Origin of the sequence: Streptomyces sp. NPDC090077, from assembly GCF_044747545.1 — a bacterium.
Taxonomy (GTDB): Bacteria; Actinomycetota; Actinomycetes; order Streptomycetales; family Streptomycetaceae; genus Streptomyces.
Window position 1 is genome coordinate 21,333 of sequence record NZ_JBIVEG010000036.1, and the last position, 21,265, is coordinate 42,597.

Annotated in this window: 20 protein-coding genes and 1 riboswitch; of the genes, 6 read left to right on the forward strand and 14 right to left on the reverse strand. The window is 72.9% G+C overall.

What is annotated here, in order from left to right; genetic code table 11:
- Positions 1-99: 99 nt before the first annotated feature.
- Positions 100-792, reverse strand: a complete 693-nt coding sequence (locus tag ACIPW5_RS35055) for a TetR/AcrR family transcriptional regulator (RefSeq protein ID WP_401253974.1) — start codon at positions 790-792, stop codon at positions 100-102.
- 105 nt (positions 793-897) lie between these two features.
- Here ACIPW5_RS35055 and ACIPW5_RS35060 point away from each other — a divergent pair, with 105 nt between their 5' ends.
- Complete coding sequence (locus ACIPW5_RS35060) at positions 898-1,518, forward strand: DUF6230 family protein (protein WP_401253977.1); 621 nt, start codon at positions 898-900, stop codon at positions 1,516-1,518.
- Positions 1,509-2,507, forward strand: coding sequence for a DUF6114 domain-containing protein (locus tag ACIPW5_RS35065; RefSeq protein ID WP_401253980.1), 999 nt, complete (start codon positions 1,509-1,511; stop codon positions 2,505-2,507). Before ACIPW5_RS35060 ends, ACIPW5_RS35065 begins: the two co-directional genes overlap by 10 nt.
- 9 nt (positions 2,508-2,516) lie before the next feature.
- Here the strand turns inward: ACIPW5_RS35065 and ACIPW5_RS35070 are convergent, their stop codons facing one another.
- The 3 genes from ACIPW5_RS35070 to ACIPW5_RS35080 form a co-directional block, all read right to left on the reverse strand.
- Positions 2,517-2,669: an SCO1431 family membrane protein gene (locus ACIPW5_RS35070; RefSeq protein WP_401253982.1), complete on the reverse strand. Its 153-nt coding sequence runs from the start codon at positions 2,667-2,669 to the stop codon at positions 2,517-2,519.
- Between the two features lie 151 nt (positions 2,670-2,820).
- Complete coding sequence (locus tag ACIPW5_RS35075) at positions 2,821-3,249, reverse strand: SPW repeat protein (protein ID WP_401253985.1); 429 nt, start codon at positions 3,247-3,249, stop codon at positions 2,821-2,823.
- A 96-nt stretch (positions 3,250-3,345) separates the two neighbouring features.
- Positions 3,346-4,800 carry a peptidase C39 family protein gene (locus ACIPW5_RS35080; RefSeq protein WP_401253987.1) on the reverse strand — a complete coding sequence of 485 codons (1,455 nt, stop codon included), beginning with the start codon at positions 4,798-4,800 and terminating at the stop codon, positions 3,346-3,348.
- Between the two features lie 113 nt (positions 4,801-4,913).
- On the opposite strand from ACIPW5_RS35080, the gene ACIPW5_RS35085 reads away from it, so the two are divergent.
- The 3 genes from ACIPW5_RS35085 (at position 4,914) to ACIPW5_RS35095 (ending at position 9,518) form a co-directional block, all read left to right on the forward strand.
- Entirely contained in the window at positions 4,914-5,549 is a 636-nt protein-coding gene (locus tag ACIPW5_RS35085; RefSeq protein ID WP_401253990.1) for a uridine kinase, read from the forward strand.
- A gap of 378 nt (positions 5,550-5,927) precedes the next feature.
- A complete protein-coding gene (locus ACIPW5_RS35090; protein WP_401253992.1) occupies positions 5,928-7,832 on the forward strand; it encodes an AAA family ATPase in 1,905 nt (634 codons plus the stop codon).
- 312 nt (positions 7,833-8,144) lie between these two features.
- Positions 8,145-9,518, forward strand: a complete 1,374-nt coding sequence (locus tag ACIPW5_RS35095) for an FAD-dependent oxidoreductase (protein ID WP_401253995.1) — start codon at positions 8,145-8,147, stop codon at positions 9,516-9,518.
- Between the two features lie 12 nt (positions 9,519-9,530).
- Here ACIPW5_RS35095 and ACIPW5_RS35100 read toward each other — a convergent pair whose 3' ends face one another.
- The 10 genes from ACIPW5_RS35100 to ribD form a co-directional block, all read right to left on the reverse strand.
- Positions 9,531-10,571 (reverse strand): hemolysin family protein, encoded by a 1,041-nt coding sequence (locus tag ACIPW5_RS35100; RefSeq protein ID WP_401253998.1) that lies wholly within the window; start codon positions 10,569-10,571, stop codon positions 9,531-9,533.
- On the reverse strand, positions 10,568-11,935 hold the full coding sequence (locus tag ACIPW5_RS35105; protein WP_401254001.1) for a hemolysin family protein: 1,368 nt from the start codon (positions 11,933-11,935) through the stop codon (positions 10,568-10,570). The genes ACIPW5_RS35100 and ACIPW5_RS35105 overlap by 4 nt, the downstream gene beginning before the upstream one ends.
- A gap of 199 nt (positions 11,936-12,134) precedes the next feature.
- Positions 12,135-12,599 (reverse strand): PH domain-containing protein, encoded by a 465-nt coding sequence (locus ACIPW5_RS35110; protein ID WP_401254004.1) that lies wholly within the window; start codon positions 12,597-12,599, stop codon positions 12,135-12,137.
- Positions 12,600-12,717: 118 nt separating this feature from the next.
- On the reverse strand, positions 12,718-13,566 hold the full coding sequence (gene hisG / locus ACIPW5_RS35115) for an ATP phosphoribosyltransferase (protein ID WP_401254006.1): 849 nt from the start codon (positions 13,564-13,566) through the stop codon (positions 12,718-12,720).
- Positions 13,567-13,635: 69 nt separating this feature from the next.
- Complete coding sequence (locus tag ACIPW5_RS35120; RefSeq protein WP_401254009.1) at positions 13,636-13,917, reverse strand: phosphoribosyl-ATP diphosphatase; 282 nt, start codon at positions 13,915-13,917, stop codon at positions 13,636-13,638.
- Positions 13,918-13,975: 58 nt separating this feature from the next.
- A complete protein-coding gene (ribH, locus tag ACIPW5_RS35125) occupies positions 13,976-14,461 on the reverse strand; it encodes a 6,7-dimethyl-8-ribityllumazine synthase (RefSeq protein ID WP_007262951.1) in 486 nt (161 codons plus the stop codon).
- Positions 14,462-14,521: 60 nt separating this feature from the next.
- Positions 14,522-15,826: a bifunctional 3,4-dihydroxy-2-butanone-4-phosphate synthase/GTP cyclohydrolase II gene (locus ACIPW5_RS35130; protein ID WP_401254012.1), complete on the reverse strand. Its 1,305-nt coding sequence runs from the start codon at positions 15,824-15,826 to the stop codon at positions 14,522-14,524.
- The gene (locus ACIPW5_RS35135) at positions 15,823-16,476 is read right to left on the reverse strand and encodes a nicotinamide riboside transporter PnuC (protein WP_401254015.1); all 654 of its coding nucleotides are present in this window, start codon (positions 16,474-16,476) and stop codon (positions 15,823-15,825) included. Before ACIPW5_RS35135 ends, ACIPW5_RS35130 begins: the two co-directional genes overlap by 4 nt.
- Complete coding sequence (locus ACIPW5_RS35140; RefSeq protein WP_401254018.1) at positions 16,473-17,096, reverse strand: riboflavin synthase; 624 nt, start codon at positions 17,094-17,096, stop codon at positions 16,473-16,475. The genes ACIPW5_RS35135 and ACIPW5_RS35140 overlap by 4 nt, the downstream gene beginning before the upstream one ends.
- Positions 17,097-18,227, reverse strand: a complete 1,131-nt coding sequence (gene ribD / locus ACIPW5_RS35145) for a bifunctional diaminohydroxyphosphoribosylaminopyrimidine deaminase/5-amino-6-(5-phosphoribosylamino)uracil reductase RibD (protein ID WP_401254020.1) — start codon at positions 18,225-18,227, stop codon at positions 17,097-17,099.
- A gap of 152 nt (positions 18,228-18,379) precedes the next feature.
- A riboswitch (FMN riboswitch) is annotated at positions 18,380-18,509 on the reverse strand.
- A 298-nt stretch (positions 18,510-18,807) separates the two neighbouring features.
- Between ribD and ACIPW5_RS35150 the strand changes: the two genes are divergently transcribed.
- Entirely contained in the window at positions 18,808-21,177 is a 2,370-nt protein-coding gene (locus ACIPW5_RS35150) for a chitinase C-terminal domain-containing protein (protein WP_401254023.1), read from the forward strand.
- Positions 21,178-21,265: the final 88 nt, after the last annotated feature.

Consider the following 21,265-nt stretch of genomic DNA (forward strand, 5'->3'; position numbering starts at 1 on the left):
CGCCGGGTCTCGGTGCTCTCACAGCCGATGCTGCCCTCCCGGGTCACGGAATGGCTCGCTCAGCGGCTGCGGCGGGTTGAGTATGCCCGATCAGGCGCTTTACGTCACCGGTACATGATTGCCATGATCATTCGATCCGCTCGCGGTCTCCTCGGGGGGCACTGGAGGAGCCGGACAGTCGGGGACGAACTCCTCGATCACGGTCAGCGTCGCCCTGAGCTGGCGTACGAGCAGGGCGGCGAGCTCCTCCCGCCCGGGGCGCTCCCCGGCCGGCGGGGCGCCGATCCAGTCGAGGGTGGCACCCTCCACCCCGGCCAGCCAGCCGACGAGGGCGAGCCGGGCCAGGGGCGGGACCTCGCGGCGGCCGTAGGCGCCCTCGGCGATGGTGGCGACGAGCTCCTCGCGGACGGAGTCGCGGATGGCCAGCACCTCGGCGTCGGAGCCGACCCCGCCGGCGGCGATGGTGCGGTAGGCGGCGCGGTGGTGCTCGGCGTAGTGGAGGTAGCCGTCGATCGTGCGGCGGAGCCGTTCGGCGGCCGGCAGGCCGGTGTCCCCGCCCGCCCGGGCGACGAGTCCGGCGACGGAGTCCTCGACGATCGCGAGGTAATAGCCGCGCTTGCTCTTGAAGTAGTAGTAGACGAGCCCCTTGGCTACGCCGGCCTGGCGCGCGATGTCGTCCATGGAGAGGGCGTCGTACGGGGTGTCGGCGAACAACTTCCTGCCGATGGCTATGAGTTCGGCCCGGCGGACCTGCGAACGGGGGCCCGTTCCGCGCTGTTGACTATTATTCAAATCCGGCCCTAGCCTCGAACTGCCACAGGATGCCGGAAGTATGGCAGACCTGCGTGCCGCGCTCCTTTCGCACCGATCCTCCGTAATTGACACGGGAGGCACGTCATGGGCAAGGGCAAGGGCAACAGAGCGGCCGTCGAAGGACGGGTCGACTGGCGGAAGTCGGCGCTGGTCGCGCTGCCGGCGGCCGCCCTGGTCGGAGTGCTGGGGGTGGTGACGGCACAGGGGGCGCTCGCCGCCTCCTTCGCCGTCTCCGGGACCTCCTTCCAGGTCTCCTCCTCCAAGCTGAGCAGCAAGGGGCTCGCCTCGTACGTGCACACCGACCGCTCCGTCGACGGCACGGGGCACCCCGTCGCGCTGCTGGGCATCGGGGAGGCCGTCCTCAGCGACATCTGCCAGTCCGCCGAGGTGAACACCCCTGTGGGAAAGGTGGTGTTCAAGCTGACCGCGGGCGGTCCCGCCGGGGAGGTGACGGCCTCCAACCTCGTGATCGACGGCGAGGACCTCCAGGGCGACGCCACCTTCGGCACGGCGCAGATCGGCCGGGACGCCTCCACCCTCGACCAGGTGGAGGGGGTGCGGGGCGAGCCCGGAAAGTTCGGCCTCCAGGCCGGGAACATCGAGGTCGCGGGCGTACGGTCGCACGCCTGGTCCGCGACCGGCGGCAACTTCCGGCTCAAGGGCATGAAGCTCGACGTGAGCCTGGACGGCCGCACGTGCTTCTAGGGCTTCCCGGGCCGCCCCCGCCCGGCCCGCGGGCCCGGCTGCGGGCCTGGCGGCGGACCCGGCCGTTCTGGGGCGGGCTGCTGCTGGTGCTGGGCGGGGCCGAACTGCTGCTGGTCCCGCTCTCCCCGCTGACCGTGCTGGTCAGCCTGGGCCTGGGCGGGATCGCCGCGATCGGGATCGGGGCGGCGCTGATCACGGCGGGGCTGTTCCTGTGGTTCCTGCCGCAGGCGCGGGCCTACGTGTCGGTGCACGCCCTGCTGCTGTCGGTGCTGTCCTTCGTGGCGACCAACCTGGGCGGGTTCCTCGTCGGCATGCTGCTCGGCATCGCGGGCAGCGCCCTGGGCTTCGGCTGGACCCCGCTGACCGGGGAACGGGAGGCCGCGGACGCCGAGGGGGCCGCGGACGCCGAGGGGGCGCAGGAGACGGAGGAGGCCGGGGAGGCCGGGGAGGCCGAGGGAGACGTCCGCGGCGGCGGGGGCGGCGGGACCCGGGTGCTGGCCGCGGCGCTGCCGGTCGTCCTGCTCGCGGCGCTGGCGGCGGGCACCCCGCGGGCGCGCGCGGAGCCGGCCGCCGCCGGGCCGCCCACGGCGGCCCGCACTCCCCCGACGGTCACCACCTCACTGTTCGCACCCCGGGGTTTCGCGCTGGCCGGGGTCACCGAGGTGCCGACGGCGGACGGACCCCGCAGGGTCCTGGTGCTGAGGATGGCGGCGGCGTCGCTGCGCGACTACCGGCTGCGCACCCGCGACGGGCGTGAGGAGTACGCGCTCGCGGCCGACTCCCTGGAGCTCCGCGGGGACGTGACCCTGTACCTGACGCGGTTCAGCGGGTGCATCGAGGGGCTCCTGTGCGTCACCTTCAGCCCGGACGGGCTGCCGGCCCCGCCGGTCATCCCGCCGTTCGTGTTCATGACCCGGGTCACCGCCGAGCAGGCGCTGGTCACCTCGGACGTCATCGTCACCGAAGGGCTACGGCTGGGGGCCTCGTGACGGCGGAGGTCAGATCAGGCCGAGCCGGGTGACGAACATGGCCACGACGACCACCAGGGTCCAGCCGAGCACGTGCTCCAGCCAGGCGGAGTCTTCCTTGGGGCCACCGGTGCCGACGAGGCGTCGGGCGCGGGCGGTGAGGGCGGCGGTGTGTGCGGTCATGCCGTCCAATGTGCCAGCGTTCGCGGCTTTCGCGGTATATGACGAGGGTCACTGGTGGCGCCGGTCACGCCGCCGGGCCCCGGCGCCCTCCGGTGGCCGGAGGTGCTGCCGGGGCCCGGCGGCGGGATGCGCTCCCGGTCGGGTCGTCCGGTCAGGTCGTCGTGCGCCGGCTTCCGCCCATGGAGACCATGGCCAGACCCAGGCACAGCATGACCGCGCCGGTGATGACGTTGCTGACGACACTGCGGGTGGTGTCCATCTCACCGGCCATGACCCAGGGGGCCACGATGGTCCAGGCGCCGATCGCGACGGCCGTCCAGGCCATCGCGTGCGTGCGCTCGTACGCCGACCCCAGTCCGCCCATGCACAGGCAGAAGGCCAGACCGGCGATCAGGTTGTTGACTGCCAGCGGGCCCAGCGTGCTGAACCCGGCTATCCAGGGCGAGGCCGCCAGGTACAGGCCCGAGATCAGGGCCAGTGCCTCGACGGCCTGCGCGGCGGGAGTGCTCGTCACCCGCTCGAACCGAGTCCGCATCTCGGCAAGGTCCGGGTGTTGTTCGATGCTCGAATGGGTGGTCATGGTGGGCTGCCTCCTAGAGAAGCCTTATATGCCCTTTATGCCCATATTCCGCCCGTTAAGCCATGGTGGCCATCGGGCCTTCTCCGGGCCCGCGCCTCACAGCACCCCGACCTCCCGCAGCGCCCTGACCTGGTCCGCGCCTGGCCGGGCCGGGGTGTAGAGGTAGCAGACGCCGCCCGTGCCCGAGACGGTCTTCCCCGCGGCGTTGCGGCGCTTGGTCCGCAGCCACGCGTTCTCCCACTCCCGGCGCTTGTAGACCCGGCGGACGGACGCGTTGTCCCGCGAGTTCGGGTCGTTGGCGATCACGTCACCGGCGGCGGTGAAGCCGATCACCGTCATCAGGTGCCCCGCGGTGCCGTAGCCGGCCCCGGTGAGCTCCTGCGCGAGGAAGGACAGTGAGGTGATGACCGGGATCCCCGCCCGGACGAGGGTCTCCAGGTCGGTGAGCGAGGTCAGGCGGGTGACCACGCCGGCCAGGTCGCGGTAGGTGGCCGCGTAGGCGGCGTTGAAGGGCCAGTTCCCGCAGCCCTTGTACGCGGCGTCGTAGGTGGAGCGGGCCGCGTGGCAGACCTGCGGGTCGGTGTATCCGGGGCGGACCCAGCCCAGGGAGGCGGCACTGGGCTTGCGCCCCCAGTACTCGATGACCATCTGGGAGGAGGTCGGGCTGCACCAGGCCTCGCCGCCGTTGTCGTACTCGGGGTACCGGCCCGCGTGCACCTCCTGCGAGTAGCGCGGGACCTTCAACTCGTGTGCCCGGCCCGAGGGGGCGGCGGCGGGGACGGTGGTGCGGTCGGGGACGGCGGAGGCCATCGCCCCGGCCAGCCAGACCCGGGGGCCCCGGCCGGTGCCGGGCTTGCGGTACAGGGTGAGTCGCAGCTGCCAGCCGGTGATGCGCAGCCCGGCGGCCGCGGCGGGGGCGTCCACGGCCAGGGTGTCGGTCCAGACGGTGGTCCGGCCGTCGGTCTGGCCGTCGACGGAGGTGCGGCGGACGTCGCCGTCGCCGGCGGCCCAGCGGCCCATCACGTACCAGCGGCCGGCCGTGCCGTCGCCGTACGAGGGGCGCAGCTCGGTCTGAATCCAGCTGCCGGCCGGGGTGCGGGCGTTCCAGGAGGCGATGGCCTCGGTGGCGGCGACGGCGGTGCGGTGGACCGGGGAGGTCCACACGGCGTACTCCCAGGTGGACTTCCGGGCGGTGTGCGGGTCGGTGTACTCGGTGCGGCCGGCCGGGGCCGCGATCTCCAGGCCCGGCCGGGCGCCGGCGACGGCGGTGGTGCCGCGGTGGGTGCCGGCCTGCCAGTCGGCGTACGCGTACCAGAACCGGTTGTCGACCGTCCGGGCCGCGGCCGCCCCGGCGGCTTCCGCGTCGGCTTCGGAGGCTTCCGCGGCGGCGGCTCCGGGGGCTTCCCCGGGGGCCGCCCCGGGGGTGGCGGCGGCCGGGTCGGAGGCGTCGGGGCCGGACGCCGCCGAGGCCCGTCCGCCGGGGACGGTGGCCGCGGTGGCGGCGGCGAGGGCGACGGCCAGCAGGGCCCTGCGTGGCGTGGGTGCGGTCATCGGCTTGTTCCCCCAGGGGGTCGGTCTGGTGGTGCGGCTGCTCCACCCTTCCAGTTCCCGGCCGCGCGGCGGCGAAGCCCGGGGGCCGTGTCGGGGGCCCGTACGCTGGCCGGGTGGAGTCACAGCAGTCACTTGAGTCACTCGCGCGGGAGCTCGCCGCCCTGCCGCCCTCGCTCGGCCCCGTCCGGCTGATCGGCATCGACGGGCACGCCGGATCGGGCAAGAGCACCTTCGCGGAGCGGCTCGCCGGGGCCCTGGGCGGCGCGCCGGTGCTGCACCTGGACGACGTGGCCACGCACGAGGAGCCGTTCGGCTGGACGGCGCGGCTGCGGACGCAGGTGCTGGAGCCGCTCGCCGCCGGACGGGCCGCGCACTGGGCCCCGTACGACTGGGTGGAGCGCCGCTTCGGCCCGCACCGGGTGCTGGAGCCGGCGCCGGTGCTGCTCGTCGAGGGCGTGGGGGCGGGCCGACGGGCGCTGCGGCCCCGTCTGGCCCGGCTGCTGTGGATGGAGACCCCCCGGGAGAGGTCCTGGGGTCGCGGTCGAAACCGGGACGGGCAGGAACTTTCCGACTTCTGGGACGGATGGGAGCGCGCGGAACTCGCGCACTTCTCGGACGACCCTTCACGCCCCTTCGCGGACACCTTGGTACACCAGAGCGGTACGGGATACGAGTGGACTTCCGGGGTTTCTGCGACCCCGCGAACAGCTCCTTCCGTCACCGAACGTAACGGACTCCCCCAGGCCTGAGCGGTCGCGCGCCGACGGCCGCACGGGGCTTCCCCGACCCGCTTGACCCGGGCCCGGGAACCGCCGTACGTTCTGAATGCGCGGTCTGCGAAGGCCGCCGCGGACGCGAAGCCCCCGATTGTTCCCCCGTGATCGGGGGCTTCGTTCTGCCCCGGGCCGGTGCCGCGCGCGTCGCTCCGCCCGCCCCTCTTCACCCTGAGTTACCCTGCGCTTCCGGGGCACGCCCACGACCCGTGCCCACCGCACCCTGGGTAAGGTGCGTCACCGCAGGTACGATGCAGCCCTGATTTCATCGGCGGGGTCGACAACTCTGGTGCGCGACGCGGAGTTTGCCGCGCACCACGGGGCATGCTTGTGGGGGATGTGATGGACTTCGGCATGCCGGGCAGCGCACACGCTCCGGCCGAACTCGCCTGGCTGCGCGGTGTCGACGCCTGCACGATGGGCGCGTACCCGCAGGCCGAGGAGGAGTTCCGCACGGCCGTCGGGCTCGACCCCGCCATGGCCGACGCCTGGCTGGGACTGCACGCGCTGCGGGTGGACACCACCAACGCCTTATTGCGGATGTACGCCCACCGGGACCGCTTCGGCGAACAGCGCACCCGGCACCGGCGGACGCTCAACTCCTGGTACTGGCTGGGCTGGTGGGTGCAGCCGGTGCTGGAGAGCCGGCGCGACCTGCTGCTGGCCCACGCCTCGCACTGGCTGGACGGCCGCCACGTGCCCGAGCTGGACCAGGCCCTCGCCGCACTGCCGCCGGTGGACACCGACCCCCAGGTCCGCTTCCTGCACGCCTGCCGGGCCTACCTGGTCAAGGACTGGGAGCAGCTGGTGCGGCACACCGAGCCGCTGGTGCTCGACCCGATGCTCGGCATCGAGGCCGGGCTGTTCGGCGGGATGGCCCGGGTCCGGCTGGAGATGTACGGGCAGGCGGAGCCGATGCTGTCGGCGGCGCTGATGCGCTGCCGCAGCGAGCAGCCCCAGCGCAAGGAGCTGCGCTACTGGCTGGCACGGGCCCGCGAGGGCACCGGACGCAGTGCGGCGGCACTGCCGCTGTACCGGGCCGTGCACCGGGTGGACCCGGCGTTCATGGACACCGCGGCGCGGCTGACGGCGATCGAGGACAGCACCGACCCCGACGACATGGCCGGCCTGGCCGACGCCTTCGGGTACGGCGGCTACGGCGGCCACCTGAGCGAAGGCCTCGCCGGGCACTACGCGGCGGTCGCGCTGGGCGGCGGGGGCGGGGGCGGCGGGGGCGGCCCGGTCCAGGACATCGCGCCGGACGGGCAGGTGGACGCCGATCCGCCGACGCCCGGGGAGCCGCCGGGAACGGGCCGGCTGGAGGGCGTACGGCACCGGCTGCCGGTGCCCCCGCAGGGTGCCCCGACCGGGCTGCCGGCCGGGCCCGCCGATCCGGCGCTGCTCGCCGAGGCGCTGGCGGAGCTGGAGCGGATGGTGGGCCTGGAGCCGGTGAAGCGGCAGGTGAAGGCGCTGTCGGCGCAGCTGCACATGGCCCGGCTGCGGGCCGCCCAGGGCCTTCCGGTGCAGCCGCCGAAGCGGCACTTCGTCTTCTCGGGACCCTCGGGTACCGGCAAGACCACGGTGGCCCGGATCCTGGGCCGGGTCTTCTACGCGCTCGGGCTGCTGGGCGGGGACCACCTGGTGGAGGCGCAACGGGCCGACCTGGTCGGGGAGTTCCTCGGGCAGACGGCGGTCAAGGCGAACGAGCTGATCGACTCCGCGATCGGCGGGGTGCTGTTCGTGGACGAGGCGTACAGCCTGTCCAACTCGGGCTACAGCAAGGGCGACGCGTACGGCGACGAGGCCCTCCAGGTTCTGCTGAAGCGGGCCGAGGACAACCGGGACCACCTCGTGGTCATCCTGGCGGGCTACCCGGCGGGGATGGACCGGCTGCTGGCCGCCAACCCGGGGCTGTCCTCGCGGTTCACCACCCGGGTCGACTTCCCGAGCTACCGGCCGGCGGAACTGACCGCGATCGGCGGGGTGCTGGCGGAGGCGAACGGGGACTGCTGGGACGAGGAGGCCCGGGAGGAACTGCGCAGCATCAGCGGGCACGTGGTGGAGCAGGGCTGGATCGACGAGCTGGGCAACGGCCGGTTCCTGCGCACCCTGTACGAGAAGAGCTGCGCGTACCGGGACCTGAGGCTGGCGGGCTTCGCGGGCGATCCGTCGCGGGAGGACCTGGCCACGCTCCGCCTGCCGGACCTGATGCAGGCCTACGGCGAGGTCCTCTCGGGCCGCGGCCCGAGCCCGGCCTGAGCCTCCCCCTGCCGGGGGCTGCCGCCGGGCTCTGCCGGGCGGGGCGCCGGCGGGGCCGCCGTCGGGTGCGGGGCGGGCCGCTGCGCGGGGCGGTCCCCTACCCTCCCTTCCACCGTTCACAGGGGCTCCGCCCCTGACCCCGGTACCGGGCGCTGCGCGCCCGAGGAGCCACCCCTTTCCGCCCGGCGCCCGGGTCCCAGGTCCCGGGTCAACGGCTGCGCGTGCGGCCGGTGTTGGGGACGACCCCCGTACGCGGCGGAAGATCGCGGGGCGGTAGGGTCGATCTGCAACACGACGCGAAGGGGAGCCTCAGTGGCGCGGGTTGCAGTGATCGGCGGGGGTATCAGCGGGCTGGCGACGGCCCTCATGCTCGGGCGGCGGGGCCATGCGGTCACCCTCTACGAGCAGGACGCCCGGGGGCCCGGGGACGACCTCGACCGGGACTTCTTCGACTGGGACCGGCCCCGGGTCCCGCAGGCCGTCCAGCCCCATTCGTTCCTCGCGCCCGTCCGCACGGTGCTGCGCGCCGAGACCCCCGACGTCTACGCGGACCTGCTGGCGCGCGGTGCCCGGGAGTACCACGACTTCGACTGGTTCGGCGAGCACCCGCCCGTCCGGGACGGGGACGAGGAGCTGGTGACCCTGCGCACCCGGCGCATCGTGCTGGAGGCCGCGCTGGCCTCGGCCGTGCGCCGGGAGGCCGCCGTCGAGGTGCGCCGCGGCAGCCGGGTGGGCGGCCTCGCCTTCGCCGAGGGCAGCCCGCCCCGGGTCACCGGAGTACGGGTGGGGGCCGAGGAGCGGCCGGCGGACCTGGTCGTCGACGCGTCCGGGCGGCGTTCGCCGGTGCCGGCCTGGGTCGAGGCGGCCGGCTGCCGGCCGCCCGTGGTCGAGACCCACCGCACCGGGCTCGCGTACTACTGCCGCTGGTACGGGCTGCGGGCCGATGGTCCGCGCAGCCCCGGGAGGGTGAAGACCGGCTCGGCCGCGCCGTTCGCGCTGGCCGGGGTGTTCCCCTCCGACAACGACACCTTCGCGCTGCACCTGGTGCTCTCCACGGGCGATCCGACGCGGAGCGCGGTCACCGACCCGGCCGTGTTCGAGGCCGCCGCCCGCCGGTTCCCGGCCGCGGCGGCCTGGCTCGGCCTGGACCCCGAACCGCGGTCGCCGGTCCTGCCCATGGCGGGCCTGCCCAACCGCTGGACCTCTCTCACCGACGCCGCGGGCCCCGTGGTCACCGGCCTGGTCAACACGGGCGACAGCCTCGTCCACACCAACCCGACGCTGGGCCACGGCGTGGCCTTCGGCCTGCTCTCCGCCCAGTACCTGGCCGCCCACGCCGAGGAGACCGCCGCGGACCCGGCCGGGTACCACGACTGGGCGGTCCGGAGCCTGCGCCCCTGGTTCGAGGACCAGGTGGCCGCCGACCGGGGGAACGAGCAGCGCCTCGCCGGGGGCGCCCCGCCCCCGGACCGGCGGTCCGCCGCCGTGGGCGCCTGTGCCTTCGAGGACCCGGTGGTGATGCGGGCCCGGGCCCGGGTCCGCCACCTCCTGCAGCCCGCCGCCGAGGCCTACGGGAGCGACGAGGTGGACCGGCACGTCACCGCCTGGCTGGAGGCCAACCCGGACTTCTCCCCGGCGCACGACGGCCCGACCCGGGACGAGTGGGAGGCACTCGTCCCGGGCTGAGCCGGACCGGGGTCAGGCGCGGGCGAAGGGGCGGTGGGCGGGGTCGCGGACCTCGCCGACCAGCATTTCGAGTACGTCCTCCAGGGCCACCAGGCCCAGGATCCGGCCCGCGGGGTCGGCCACCTGGGCCAGGTGGGTGGCGTCCCGGCGCATGACGGTGAGGGCGTCGTCCAGCGGGAGGGTGGAGCACAGGGTGGTCATCCGGCGCCACACCCGCTGCGGCACCGCCCGCTCGCGCTCCTCCAGGTCGAGGACGTCCTTGACGTGGAGGTACCCCATGAAGGCCCCGGTCTCGGAGCGGACGGGGAAGCGGGAGTAACCCGTGCGGACCGTCAGCTGCTCGATCTGCCGGGGGGTGACGGCCGGGCCCACCGTGACGAGGCGGTCCCGCCTGAGCAGGACGTCGGTGACCGGGCGGCTGCCCAGTTCCAGGGCGTCCTCCAGGCGCTCCTGCTCGACCGGTTCGAGGAGCCCGGCCTGCCGGGAGTCCTCCACCAGCCGGCCCAGCTGCGCGCTGGTGTAGACGGCCTCGACCTCGTCCTTGGGCTCGACCTTGAACAGGCGCAGGACGAGCGCGGCGCACGCCCCGAGCGCCGTGGTGACGGGGCCGCAGACGCGGGCGAAGGCGACCAGGCCGGGGCTGAACCACAGGGCGGTCTTCTCCGGGGCGGCCATGGCGAGGTTCTTCGGGACCATCTCGCCGATGACCAGGTGCAGGAAGACCACCGCCGACAGGGCGACCACGTAGCCGAGGGGGTGGATCAGGCCCTCGGGCACGTGGAGGGCGTGAAAGACGGGCTCCAGCAGCCGGGCCACCGTGGGCTCGGCGACCGCGCCGAGGGTCAGCGAGCACATGGTGATGCCGAACTGGGCGGCGGCCATCATGCGCGGCAGGTTCTCCAGGCCGTACAGCACCTGGCGGGCCCGCTTGGACTCGCCGGCCAGCGGTTCGATCTGGCTGCGGCGCACGGAGACGAGGGCGAACTCGGCGCCGACGAAGAAGCCGTTCGCCAGGACGAGGAGCAGGGCGAAGACCAGCTGGAGCGCGTTCACCGGGCGGCGCCTTCCAGCTCGGCGGCCGGGCGGCCGCTCGCGGGGGCCGGCACCGCCGTGAGGCGTACCAGCCGCACCCGCTCCGCGCGGTTGCGGCGGACCTGGCGGACGGACAGCCTCCAGCCGGGCAGCTCGGCCCGGTCCCCGGGTGAGGGGATCCGGCCGAGGAGGTCGGCCACGAGCCCGGCGACGGTCTCGTAGGGCCCCTCGGGCACTTCGAGGCCTATCCGGCGCAGGGTGTGCACGCGGCAGCTGCCGTCGGCCTCCCAGGAGGGCCGGCCGTCCTCGCCGGGTACGGCGGCCAGTTCGGGGCTGTCGTCCTCGGCGAGGTCGTGCTCGTCGCGGACCTCGCCGACGAGTTCCTCCACGATGTCCTCCAGGGTGACCACGCCGGCGGTGCCGCCGTACTCGTCGACGACCACGGCCATCGGCTGTTCGCTGCGCAGCCGCTCCAGCAGCGGCTGGACCGGCAGGGAGCCGGGGACCAGCAGCGGGGCGACGCAGATCCGTCCGACGGAGGTGCGGGCGCGTTCGGACTCGGGCACGGCGAGGGCGTCCTTGAGGTGGACGACGCCGGTGACCTCGTCGATGCGCTCGCGGTAGACCGGGAAGCGGGACAGGCCGGTGGCGCGGGTCAGGTTCAGCACGTCGGCCGCGGTGGCCGTGTGCTGGAGGGCGCTGACCTTCACCCGGGGGGTCATGACGTGCTGGGCGGTGAGTTCGCCCAGCGACAGGGTCCGTACGAAGAGGTCGGCGGTGTCCTGTTCGAGGGCGCCGGCCTGGGCCGAATGGCGGACCAGGGAGACCAGTTCGCCGGGGGTGCGCGCGGAGGCCATCTCCTCGGCGGGCTCCACCCCGAGCGCCCGCACGAGGCGGTTGGCGACGGAGTTGAGGCCGGCGATGACGGGCCGGAAGGCCCGGGAGAAGGCCTGCTGCGGGCCGGCCACGAAACGGGCCACCTGGAGCGGCCGGGAGACCGCCCAGTTCTTCGGGACGAGTTCGCCGACGACCATCTGCACGGCGGAGGCGAGCAGCATGCCGGTGAAGACGGCGACGCCGGAGACCGCACCCGGGGGCAGGCCGGTGGCGGCGAGCGGCCCCGACAGCAGGCCCGCGAGGGCCGGTTCGGCGAGCATGCCGACGACGAGGGAGGTGATGGTGATGCCGAGCTGGGTGCCGGAGAGCTGGAAGGACAGCTCCCGCAGGGCTTCGACGACCGTGCGGGCACGGCGGTCGCCCTCGGCTGCGGCGCGCTCGGCCTCGGGCTTCTCGACGGTGACGAGGCCGAACTCGGCCGCCACGAAGAAGCCGTTGGCGAGGATCAGTGCGAAGGCCGCCACGAGCAGGAGTAGCGGGATGGTCATGCCGCCGCCTCCGTGGGGAGGGCGGCGCGGGTACTACCGGACGATCCGTCCATTGCTGGAGGGAGTCACTCCTCTGGTCGCAGGTGCCCACGGGCCACGGGGTCCCGGGGCGGTGGGAGGGCGCACGGGTGCGCCCCGCCACCAGGGTAGTCATTGAGATCGCCGCCGCAATGGGACGCAGCGACGGGGCCCGGCCGGGTCAGTGGTCGTTTGTGCCGGTTCCGCGGGTTTCGGCGAGGGCGCGCAGGGCGCGGGCGTCGCCGATGGCGCGGGCCTTGGCCACGCCGGGCTGGATGCCGAGGACGGGCAGGCTGGTGCCGTCGCTGAGGTCGAGGAAGACCCACGGGTCGCCGGGGCGGAGGTTGACGCGGAGGATCTGCGCCCACTCCAGGCGGCGGGTGGTGGTGAGGTTCACCACGGTGACGCCGGTCTCGTCCGCGACCACCTTGGGGCGGCTGAGCAGGACGAGGACGGAGGCCATCAGGGCGGCGGTGAAGACGAAGCTGATCCGCTCGCCGGGGCTGAGGTTCTCCAGGAGCATCGCGATCGCCGTGATGGTGGCGAACATGACGGACCCGACGCTGAGCAGCACCGCCCGGGTGCGGTTCGGCCGGAAGGTGACCGGCAGGGCGGGGGGTGCGGGCTGGGCGGCGGACTCGCTCATGGTGCGCTGGGCCTTCTGGGGTGGCGTACGGGAGGACGGCGCGGGGGTGCTGCGCCGTACGGGGAGGCGGCGGGGCCGGGGAGGGTCCGGGTGGGACCCTCCCGCGGCCGGGACCGTCCTAGAGGCGGCAGGCGTGGATCGAGGTGGTGAGGATCGCGCGCGCGCCGAGCTCGTACAGGTCGTCCATGATCCGCTGGGCTTCCTTGGCGGGGACCATGGCGCGGACCGCGACCCAGCCCTCGTTGTGGAGCGGGGAGATCGTCGGCGACTCCAGGCCCGGGGTGAGGGCGACAGCGCGCTCCAGGTGCTCGGCGCGGCAGTCGTAGTCCATCATCACGTAGCTGCGGGCCACGAGGACGCCCTGGAGGCGGCGCAGGAACTGCGCGACCTTGGGGTCGTCGTTGTCGGCGCCGGTGCGGCGGATGACGGTCGCCTCGGACTTGAGGATCGGCTCGCCGATGACCTCCAGGCCGGCGTTGCGCAGGCTGGTGCCGGTCTCGACGACGTCGGCGATGACCTGCGCGACGCCGAGCTCGATGGCGGTCTCGACGGCGCCGTCCAGGTGGACGACGGAGGCGGTGATGCCCTGGTCGGCGAGGTGCTTGGCGACGATTCCCTCGTACGAGGTCGCGATCGTCATCCCGCCGAAGTCCTCGGGGCCCTTGGCGGTGCCGGGCTTGGTGGCGTAGCGGAAGGTGGACCGGCCGAAGTTCAGCGGCAGGATCTCCTCGGCGTTCGCGCCGGAGTCGAGGAGCAGGTCCCGGCCGGTGATGCCGATGTCCAGCTTGCCCGAGGCGACGTAGATCGCGATGTCCTTCGGGCGGAGGTAGAAGAACTCGACCTCGTTGTCGGGGTCGACCGTGACGAGTTCCTTGGACTCCTTGCGCTGGCGGTAGCCGGCCTCATGGAGCATCGCCGACGCCGGTCCGGAGAGTGAACCCTTGTTGGGGACGGCGATGCGCAGCATGGGCTTCCTTTGGTGCGTGGGTGCGAAAGGGTGTGGGCGGGGCGGGGCCCCGGTACTACGGGCTCCGGCCTAGAGGTGCGCGTAGACGTCGGCGAGGGAGATCCCGCGCGCCACCATCATCACCTGGACGTGGTAGAGCAGCTGGGAGATCTCCTCGGCGGCGGCTTCCTTGCCCTCGTACTCGGCGGCCATCCAGACCTCGGCGGCCTCCTCGACGACCTTCTTGCCGATGGCATGGACGCCCTTGCCCACGAGCTCGGCGGTACGGGAGGTGCTGGGGTCGCCGTTGGCGGCCTTGAGCTGGAGCTCTGCGAAGAGCTCTTCGAAGGTCTTAACGGATTCGTTCGCCATGATGCCCTTAGAGTACGGGCTCGGCCGGGTCCCCCGGTGCCGGGGTTCACTCCTTGGACTACCGCCAGGGCTCGCTGACGGTGCGCAGCGTCATGGCGGTGGAGACGGCGGCGGTGACCGCTTCGTGCCCCTTGTCCTCGTTCGATCCCTCAAGGCCGGCGCGGTCCAGCGCCTGCTCGTCGTTGTCGCAGGTCAGGACGCCGAAGCCGACCGGGACTCCGGTGTCGATCGACACCTGCACCAGGCCCTGGGTGACGCCCTGGCAGACGTAGTCGAAGTGCGGGGTGCCACCGCGGATGACCACGCCGAGGGCGACGATGGCGTCGTAGCCGCGGCCGGCCAGCACCTTCGCGACGACCGGGAGCTCGAAGCTGCCGGGGACGCGGAGCAGGGTGGGCTCGTCGATGCCCAGCTCGTGCAGGGCCCGCAGGGCGCCGTCGACCAGTCCGTCCATGACCTTCTCGTGCCACTGGGCCGCGATCACGGCCACCCGGAGGTCTCCGCAGTTCTTCACGCTCAGTTCGGGTGCGCCCTTGCCGCTCACAGCTCTGCTCCTCGGTGTTTCGGTCCGCGTGGTGGGTGGTTGGTGGTGACTGGTTACTGGTTACTGGTTGCCGCAGGCGGAGGTGGGTACGGCACCCTCCAGCCAGGGCAGGTCGTGGCCCATCCGGTCCCGCTTGGTGCGCAGGTACCGCAGGTTGTGCTCGCCGGCCTCGACGGGCATGGCCTCCCGGCCGCTGACGGCGATGCCGTGGCGGACCAGGGCGGCCGACTTGTCGGGGTTGTTGGTCAGCAGCCGGACGCTGCGGACGCCGAGGTCGGCGAGCATCTGGGCGCCGGCCCCGTAGTCGCGGGCGTCGGCGGGCAGGCCGAGTTCCAGGTTGGCGTCCAGGGTGTCGCGGCCGCGCTCCTGGAGCTCGTAGGCGCGCAGCTTGGACAGCAGTCCGATGCCGCGGCCCTCGTGCCCGCGCAGGTAGACGACCACGCCGCGGCCCTCGGCCTGGATGCGGGCCATGGCGGCCTGGAGCTGGGGGCCGCAGTCGCAGCGCTGGGACTGGAAGATGTCGCCGGTCAGGCATTCGGAGTGCATCCGGACCAGGACGTCCTCGCCGTCGCCGACCTCGCCGTGGACGAGGGCGACGTGCTCGACGCCGTCGGCGGTGGAGCGGTAGCCGTACGCCGTGAACTCGCCGGCGGCGGTGGGCAGGCTGACCTCGGCCTCGCGGCGCACGGTCGGCTCGGCGGAGCGGCGGTAGGCGATCAGGTCCTCGATGGAGATGATCGTCAGGCCGTGCTTGCGGGCGAAGGGGATCAGCTCGGGCAGCCGGAGCATGACCCCGTCCTCGCCGGCGATCTCCACGATGGCGCCGGCCGGGCGCAGGCCCGCGAGGCGGGCGAGGTCGACGGCGGCCTCGGTGTGGCCGTTGCGGACCAGGACGCCGCCGGGCTTGGCGCGCAGCGGGAAGATGTGGCCGGGGCGGACGAAGTCGCCGGGCTCGGAGGTCCCGTTGGCCAGCAGGCGCAGGGTGGTGGCGCGGTCGGCGGCGGAGATGCCGGTGGTGACGCCGTGCGCGGCGGTGGCGTCGACGGAGACGGTGAAGGCCGTCTTCATCGACTCGGTGTTGTTCTGGACCATCTGCGGGAGCTCCAGGCGCTCCAGCTCGGGGCCCTCCATCGGTGCGCAGATCAGGCCCCGGCACTCGCTCATCATGAACGCGACGATCTCGGGGGTGGCCTTCTCGGCCGCGATGACGAGGTCGCCCTCGTTCTCGCGGTCCTCGTCGTCGACGACGACCACGGGGCGGCCGGCGGCGATGTCGCGGATGGCCTGCTCGACGGGGTCGAGGCGGAAGGTCTCCTGGGCGGCCTGCTCGGCCGGGTCCGGCACGGACTTGAGGATGGTGGTCATGCCGTTGCTCCTTCGAGAACCGTGGCGGGGGTGGTGCGCGAGCGCTGGTACCAGTCGTAGGCGCCCCACAGGACGAGCGCGAAGTAGACGACGTAGACGAGGCCGGAGAAGGCCAGGCCGCTGTTGAAGGCGAGGGGGACGCCGACGAGGTCGACGAGGAGCCAGGCGAACCAGAACTCGACCAGGCCGCGGGCCTGGGCCACCATCGCCACGATCGTGCCGACGAAGATGTAGGCGTCGGCCCACGGGCTCCACGACAGGTCCGGGAAGAGGGTGAACAGGCCGCCCACGGCGAGGGTTCCGGCGGCCGCCCCGGCGAGGAGCAGGCCGCGCTCCTTCCAGGTGGCGGTGCGGACGGCGATGGAGCCGTCCTGGGCCTTCTGCCGGCCGAGCTGCCAGGCGCGCCAGCCCCAGACGGCGACCGCGATCACCAGGAGCTGCTTGCCGACGCCGCCCGCGAGGTGGGCGGAGGCGTAGGCGGCGACCAGGATCAGGCCGGAGAGGAGCTGGGCGGGCCAGGTCCATATGGAGCGGCGCCAGCCGAGGGCGAGGGCGGCCAGGCCCATCAGGTTGCCGATCATGTCGGACCAGATGACCTTCTGGCCGAACACCTCGAAGGCCTGGGTGTTGAGCCAGGTCAGGGCGGTCACTGCTCCGTCTCCTTCGCGTGGAGGGGGTTCACGCCGGCGGCCAGCAGGCGCTCGACGTACTTCGCGAGGACGTCGACCTCGAGGTTGACCGGGTCGCCGCTCTGCTTGATGCCGAGGGTGGTCAGCGCGAGGGTGGTGGGGATGAGGCTGATGGTGAAGTAGTCGGCGGCGGCCTCGACCACGGTGAGGCTGACGCCGTCCACAGTGATAGAGCCCTTCTCTACGACGTACCTTGCGAGGTTCTCCGGCAGCGAGACCTTGACGATCTCCCAGTGCTCCGAGGGGGTGCGGGAGACGATCCGGCCGGTGCCGTCCACGTGGCCCTGGACGAGGTGGCCGCCGAGCCGTCCGCCGAGGGCCATGGGGCGCTCCAGGTTGACCCTGGAACCGGCGGCGAGGGCGCCGAGGCTGGAGCGGTCGAGGGTCTCCTGCATGACGTCGGCGGTGAACTCGCCGTCCTCGGTCTCCACCACGGTCAGGCAGACGCCGTTGACCGCGATCGAGTCGCCGTGCTTGGCGCCCTCGGTGACGACGGGGCCGCGCAGGCGGAAGCGGGAGGCGTCGGCGAGCTGCTCGACGGCGGTGACCTCGCCCAGTTCTTCGACGATTCCGGTGAACACTCAGTGCTCCTTGTGGGCGTTGGCGGGAACGGCGGTGATGCGCAGATCGGGGCCGGTGCGGACGGCCTCGGTGATGTCGAGGCGTACCGCGTGGGCGATGTTCGTGATGCCCGCGCCCGCGAGGGCGGCGGGGCCGGCGCCGAGGAGGGCCGGGGCGATGTAGCCGACGACGCGGTCCACGGCCCCTGCTTCCAGGAAGGCTCCGGCGAGGGTGGGGCCGCCTTCGAGGAGGACGGAGCGCACTCCGCGCCCGTACAGCTCGGCGAGGAGCCGGTCGAGGGGGAGGCGGCCGTCGCGCAGGGGCAGCCGCAGCACCTCGGTGCCGGGCAGGTGCGCGGTGTCGGCGTCCTCCCCGGTGACGATCAGGGTGGGGCCGGCGCCGTCGAGGATGCGGGCGGTGGCCGGGAGGCCGGCGCGGGTGTCGAGGGCGACGCGCAGCGGCTGGACGGCTCCGTCGACGCCCCGGACCGCGAGGTGGGGGTCGTCGGCGCGCAGGGTGCCGCCGCCGACGAGGACCGCGTCGGCCTCGGCGCGCAGCCGGTGGACGTCGGCGCGGGACTCCGGGGAGGTGATCCAGCGGCTGCTGCCGTCCTCGGCGGCGCTGCGGCCGTCGAGGGTGGCGGCGTACTTCCAGGTGACGTGCGGCCGGCCCAGGCGTACGGAGGTCAGCCAGGCGGTGTTGCCCTGCTCGGCCTCGTCGGCCAGGAGCCCCGCCTCGGTGGCGATCCCGGCGGCACGGAGGGTGGCTCCGCCACCGCTGGCCTGCGGGTTCGGGTCGGAGACGGCGTAGACCACGCGGGTGATGCCGGCCTCGACGAGGGCTTGGGCGCAGGGGCCCGTGCGCCCGGTGTGGTTGCAGGGTTCGAGGGTGACGTAGGCGGTGCCGCCGCGGGCGGCGTCTCCCGCCGCGCGCAGGGCGTGGACCTCGGCGTGGGGGCCTCCGGCCCGCTGGTGCCAGCCTTCGCCGACGACGGCGCCCGCGGGGTCGGTGATGACGCAGCCGACGACGGGGTTGGGGCTGGTGGAGCCGAGTCCGCGGGAGGCCAGCTCGATGGCCCGGCGCATCGCGGTGATGCTCGGGTCGGGTGCTGCCTGCGCGGCGTGTATCGCCACCGGGTCCTCCTGCCTCATCGGGCACGGACTCCGGGGCCTGTCGGGATACGACAGATGAAGCGGGTAGCGCACGCGGGGACGCCGAGGCCGGACAACACGGTCCGTCCGACACGTATCCGCTGGGAATACGCCGATGGACCGCCGACGGCGGCGTACCGGTGACTGGCCCGCCGCGCACTGCCTCCCATCCGGACTTTAACCGTCGGTCCAGGAATTTCACCTGGTCAACCGGCCGCTGGATGCGGACGGGTCGCGGACTATACCGCCGGTTCGGAATTACACCGACCCCGGAGTGCGCTGCTACTGGTACTAGGGCCAGTGTGCCACGGGCGATCGGGGGCCATGCGGGTGAAGCGCTGTGGCCTGGCTCACAGGAGTGCCGCTCTCGAGCGCTCCTCTTGCGCCACCTGTGTCCCGATCTCGCCCTGCGCGGCTTTGGTCCAGACCTATTGACGGGTTGGTCTAGTCCTTTTAACGTTCCCTTCATCTTCCCCGGGAGCCGGCCCGCCGACGTGCGCACGTCACGGGTCAACCAGCGCCACCTTCCTGCCTGTTGCCGCACGTTGGCCCTGCCATCCTCCCCTCCCCAGGAGGCACCATGCCGTCCCCCACACGTACGAGAGCGATGCTCCTGGCATCCGGCGCCACGATCGCCGGACTGCTGGTCGGCGGGCTCTCGACCGGCGTCTCGCACGCCGCCGACAACGAGTCCTGTCGCCCGGACGGGCTCTACAAGACCACCGGCGTCGACGTCCCGTACTGCTCGGTCTACGACACCGAAGGCCGCGAGAAGATGGGCGCCGACCACCAGCGCCGCGTCATCGGATACTTCACCGGCTGGCGCACCGGCAAGGACGGCAGCCCCGCCTACCTCGCCAACAACATCCCGTGGTCCAAGGTCACCCACCTGAACTACGCCTTCGCCCACGTCGGCGCCGACAACAAGCTCTCGGTCGGCGCGGACAACGCGAACAACGCCGCCACCGGGATGACCTGGCCGGGCGTCGCGGGGGCCGAGATGGACCCGGCCCTCCCCTACAAGGGCCACTTCAACCTGCTGAACAAGTTCAAGAAGCAGTACCCGAACGTGAAGACGCTGATCTCGGTCGGCGGCTGGGCCGAGACCGGCGGTTACTTCGGCGACGACGGCAACCGGGTCGCCTCCGGCGGCTTCTACTCGATGGCCACCAACGCCGACGGCTCGGTGAACACGGCCGGCATCAACACCTTCGCGGACTCCTCCGTCGAGTTCATCCGCAAGTACGGGTTCAACGGCGTCGACATCGACTACGAGTACCCGACCACCATGAAGGACGCGGGCAACCCGCTGGACTGGCAGCTGTCCAACGCCCGCCGCGCCGGCCTGGTCAAGGGCTACGACGTCCTCATGAAGACGCTGCGCGAGAAGCTCGACCGCGCGGGCGCCGCCGACGGCAAGCACTACCTGCTCTCGGTCGCCGCCCCCTCCTCCGGCTACCTGCTGCGGGGCATGGAGACGTTCCAGATGCAGCAGTACCTGGACTACGTCAACATCATGTCCTACGACCTGCACGGCGCCTGGAACGAGTACGTCGGCCCCAACGCCTCCCTCTTCGACGACGGCAAGGACGCCGAGCTGGCGGCCGCGGGCGTCTACTCCACCTCCCAGTACGGCGGGGTCGGCTACCTCAACACCGACTGGGCCTACCACTACTTCCGCGGTTCGATGCCGTCGGGCCGGATCAACATCGGCCTGCCGTACTACACCCGCGGCTTCAAGAACGTGCAGGGCGGCACGGACGGCCTGTGGGGCAAGGCCCCGGCCACCAGCTGCCCGGCGGGCGCCGGTCTGACCAAGTGCGGCGACGGCGCGGTCGGCATCGACAACCTGTGGCACGACAAGGACACCAACGGGGTCGAGTCCCCGGCGGGCTCCAACCCGATGTGGCACGCCAAGAACCTGGAGAAGGGCGTCGTCGGCGACTACGTCACCAAGTACGGCTTCCCCGCGAACACCACCCTGACCGGCACCTACGCCCGCAAGTACGACTCCACGCTGGTGGCGCCGTGGCTGTGGAACGCCCAGAAGAAGGTCTTCCTCTCCACGGAGGACGAGCAGTCGGTGGCCGCCAAGGCCGACTACGTGGTCGACAAGGGCATCGGCGGCACGATGGTCTGGGAGCTGGCCGGCGACTACGCGTACAACGCGGCCAAGGGCCAGTACGAGATGGGCGACACCCTCACCTCGCTGATGTACGACAAGTTCAAGGCCGCCACCCCGTACGGGGCGAAGAAGGCGGGCGCCACCGCGCTGCCGACGCAGGCCGTGGACATCAAGACGGAGTTCACCGAGTTCAAGCTGGGCGACTCCAACTACCCGATCACCCCGAAGCTCAAGATCACCAACAACACGAAGACCACGCTGCCCGGCGGCACCGAGTTCCAGTTCGACTACGGCACCTCGGCCCCGGCCAACGCCTCGGACCAGTCCGGCTTCGGTACGAAGATCATCGCCACCGGCCACTCCGGCAACAACGTCGGCGGCCTGAAGGGCGACTTCCAGCGGGTCTCCCTGAAGCTCCCGGCCTGGCAGACGCTGGCCCCGGGCGCCTCGGTCGACCTGGCGTTCAACTACTACCTGCCGGTGTCCACCCCCTCCAACTGGACGGTGAACATCTCCGGCACCACCTACGCCCTCGCCGGTGACCTGGCGCGCGGCACCACCACCGGCGAGCCGGGCGGCGGCAGCACCCCTCCGACCACCCCTCCGACGACCCCGCCGACCACCCCGCCCACCACTCCCCCGACGACCCCGCCGACCACCCCCGGGACCTGCACCTCCCCGGCGTACGTGGCGGGCACGGTCTACAACTCCGGGAACGTGGTCTCGCACAAGGGACACACCTGGAAGGCCCAGTGGTGGACCCAGAACGAGGAGCCCGGCACCACCGGCCAGTGGGGCGTCTGGAAGGACCAGGGCGCCTGCTGACCCGCGGTGACTGAGCAGAGGTGAGGACCCGGTGGCCCGGCGGCCACCGGGTCCTCGCGCGTACGGGCCCTCCGCGCGCGGCACGTCA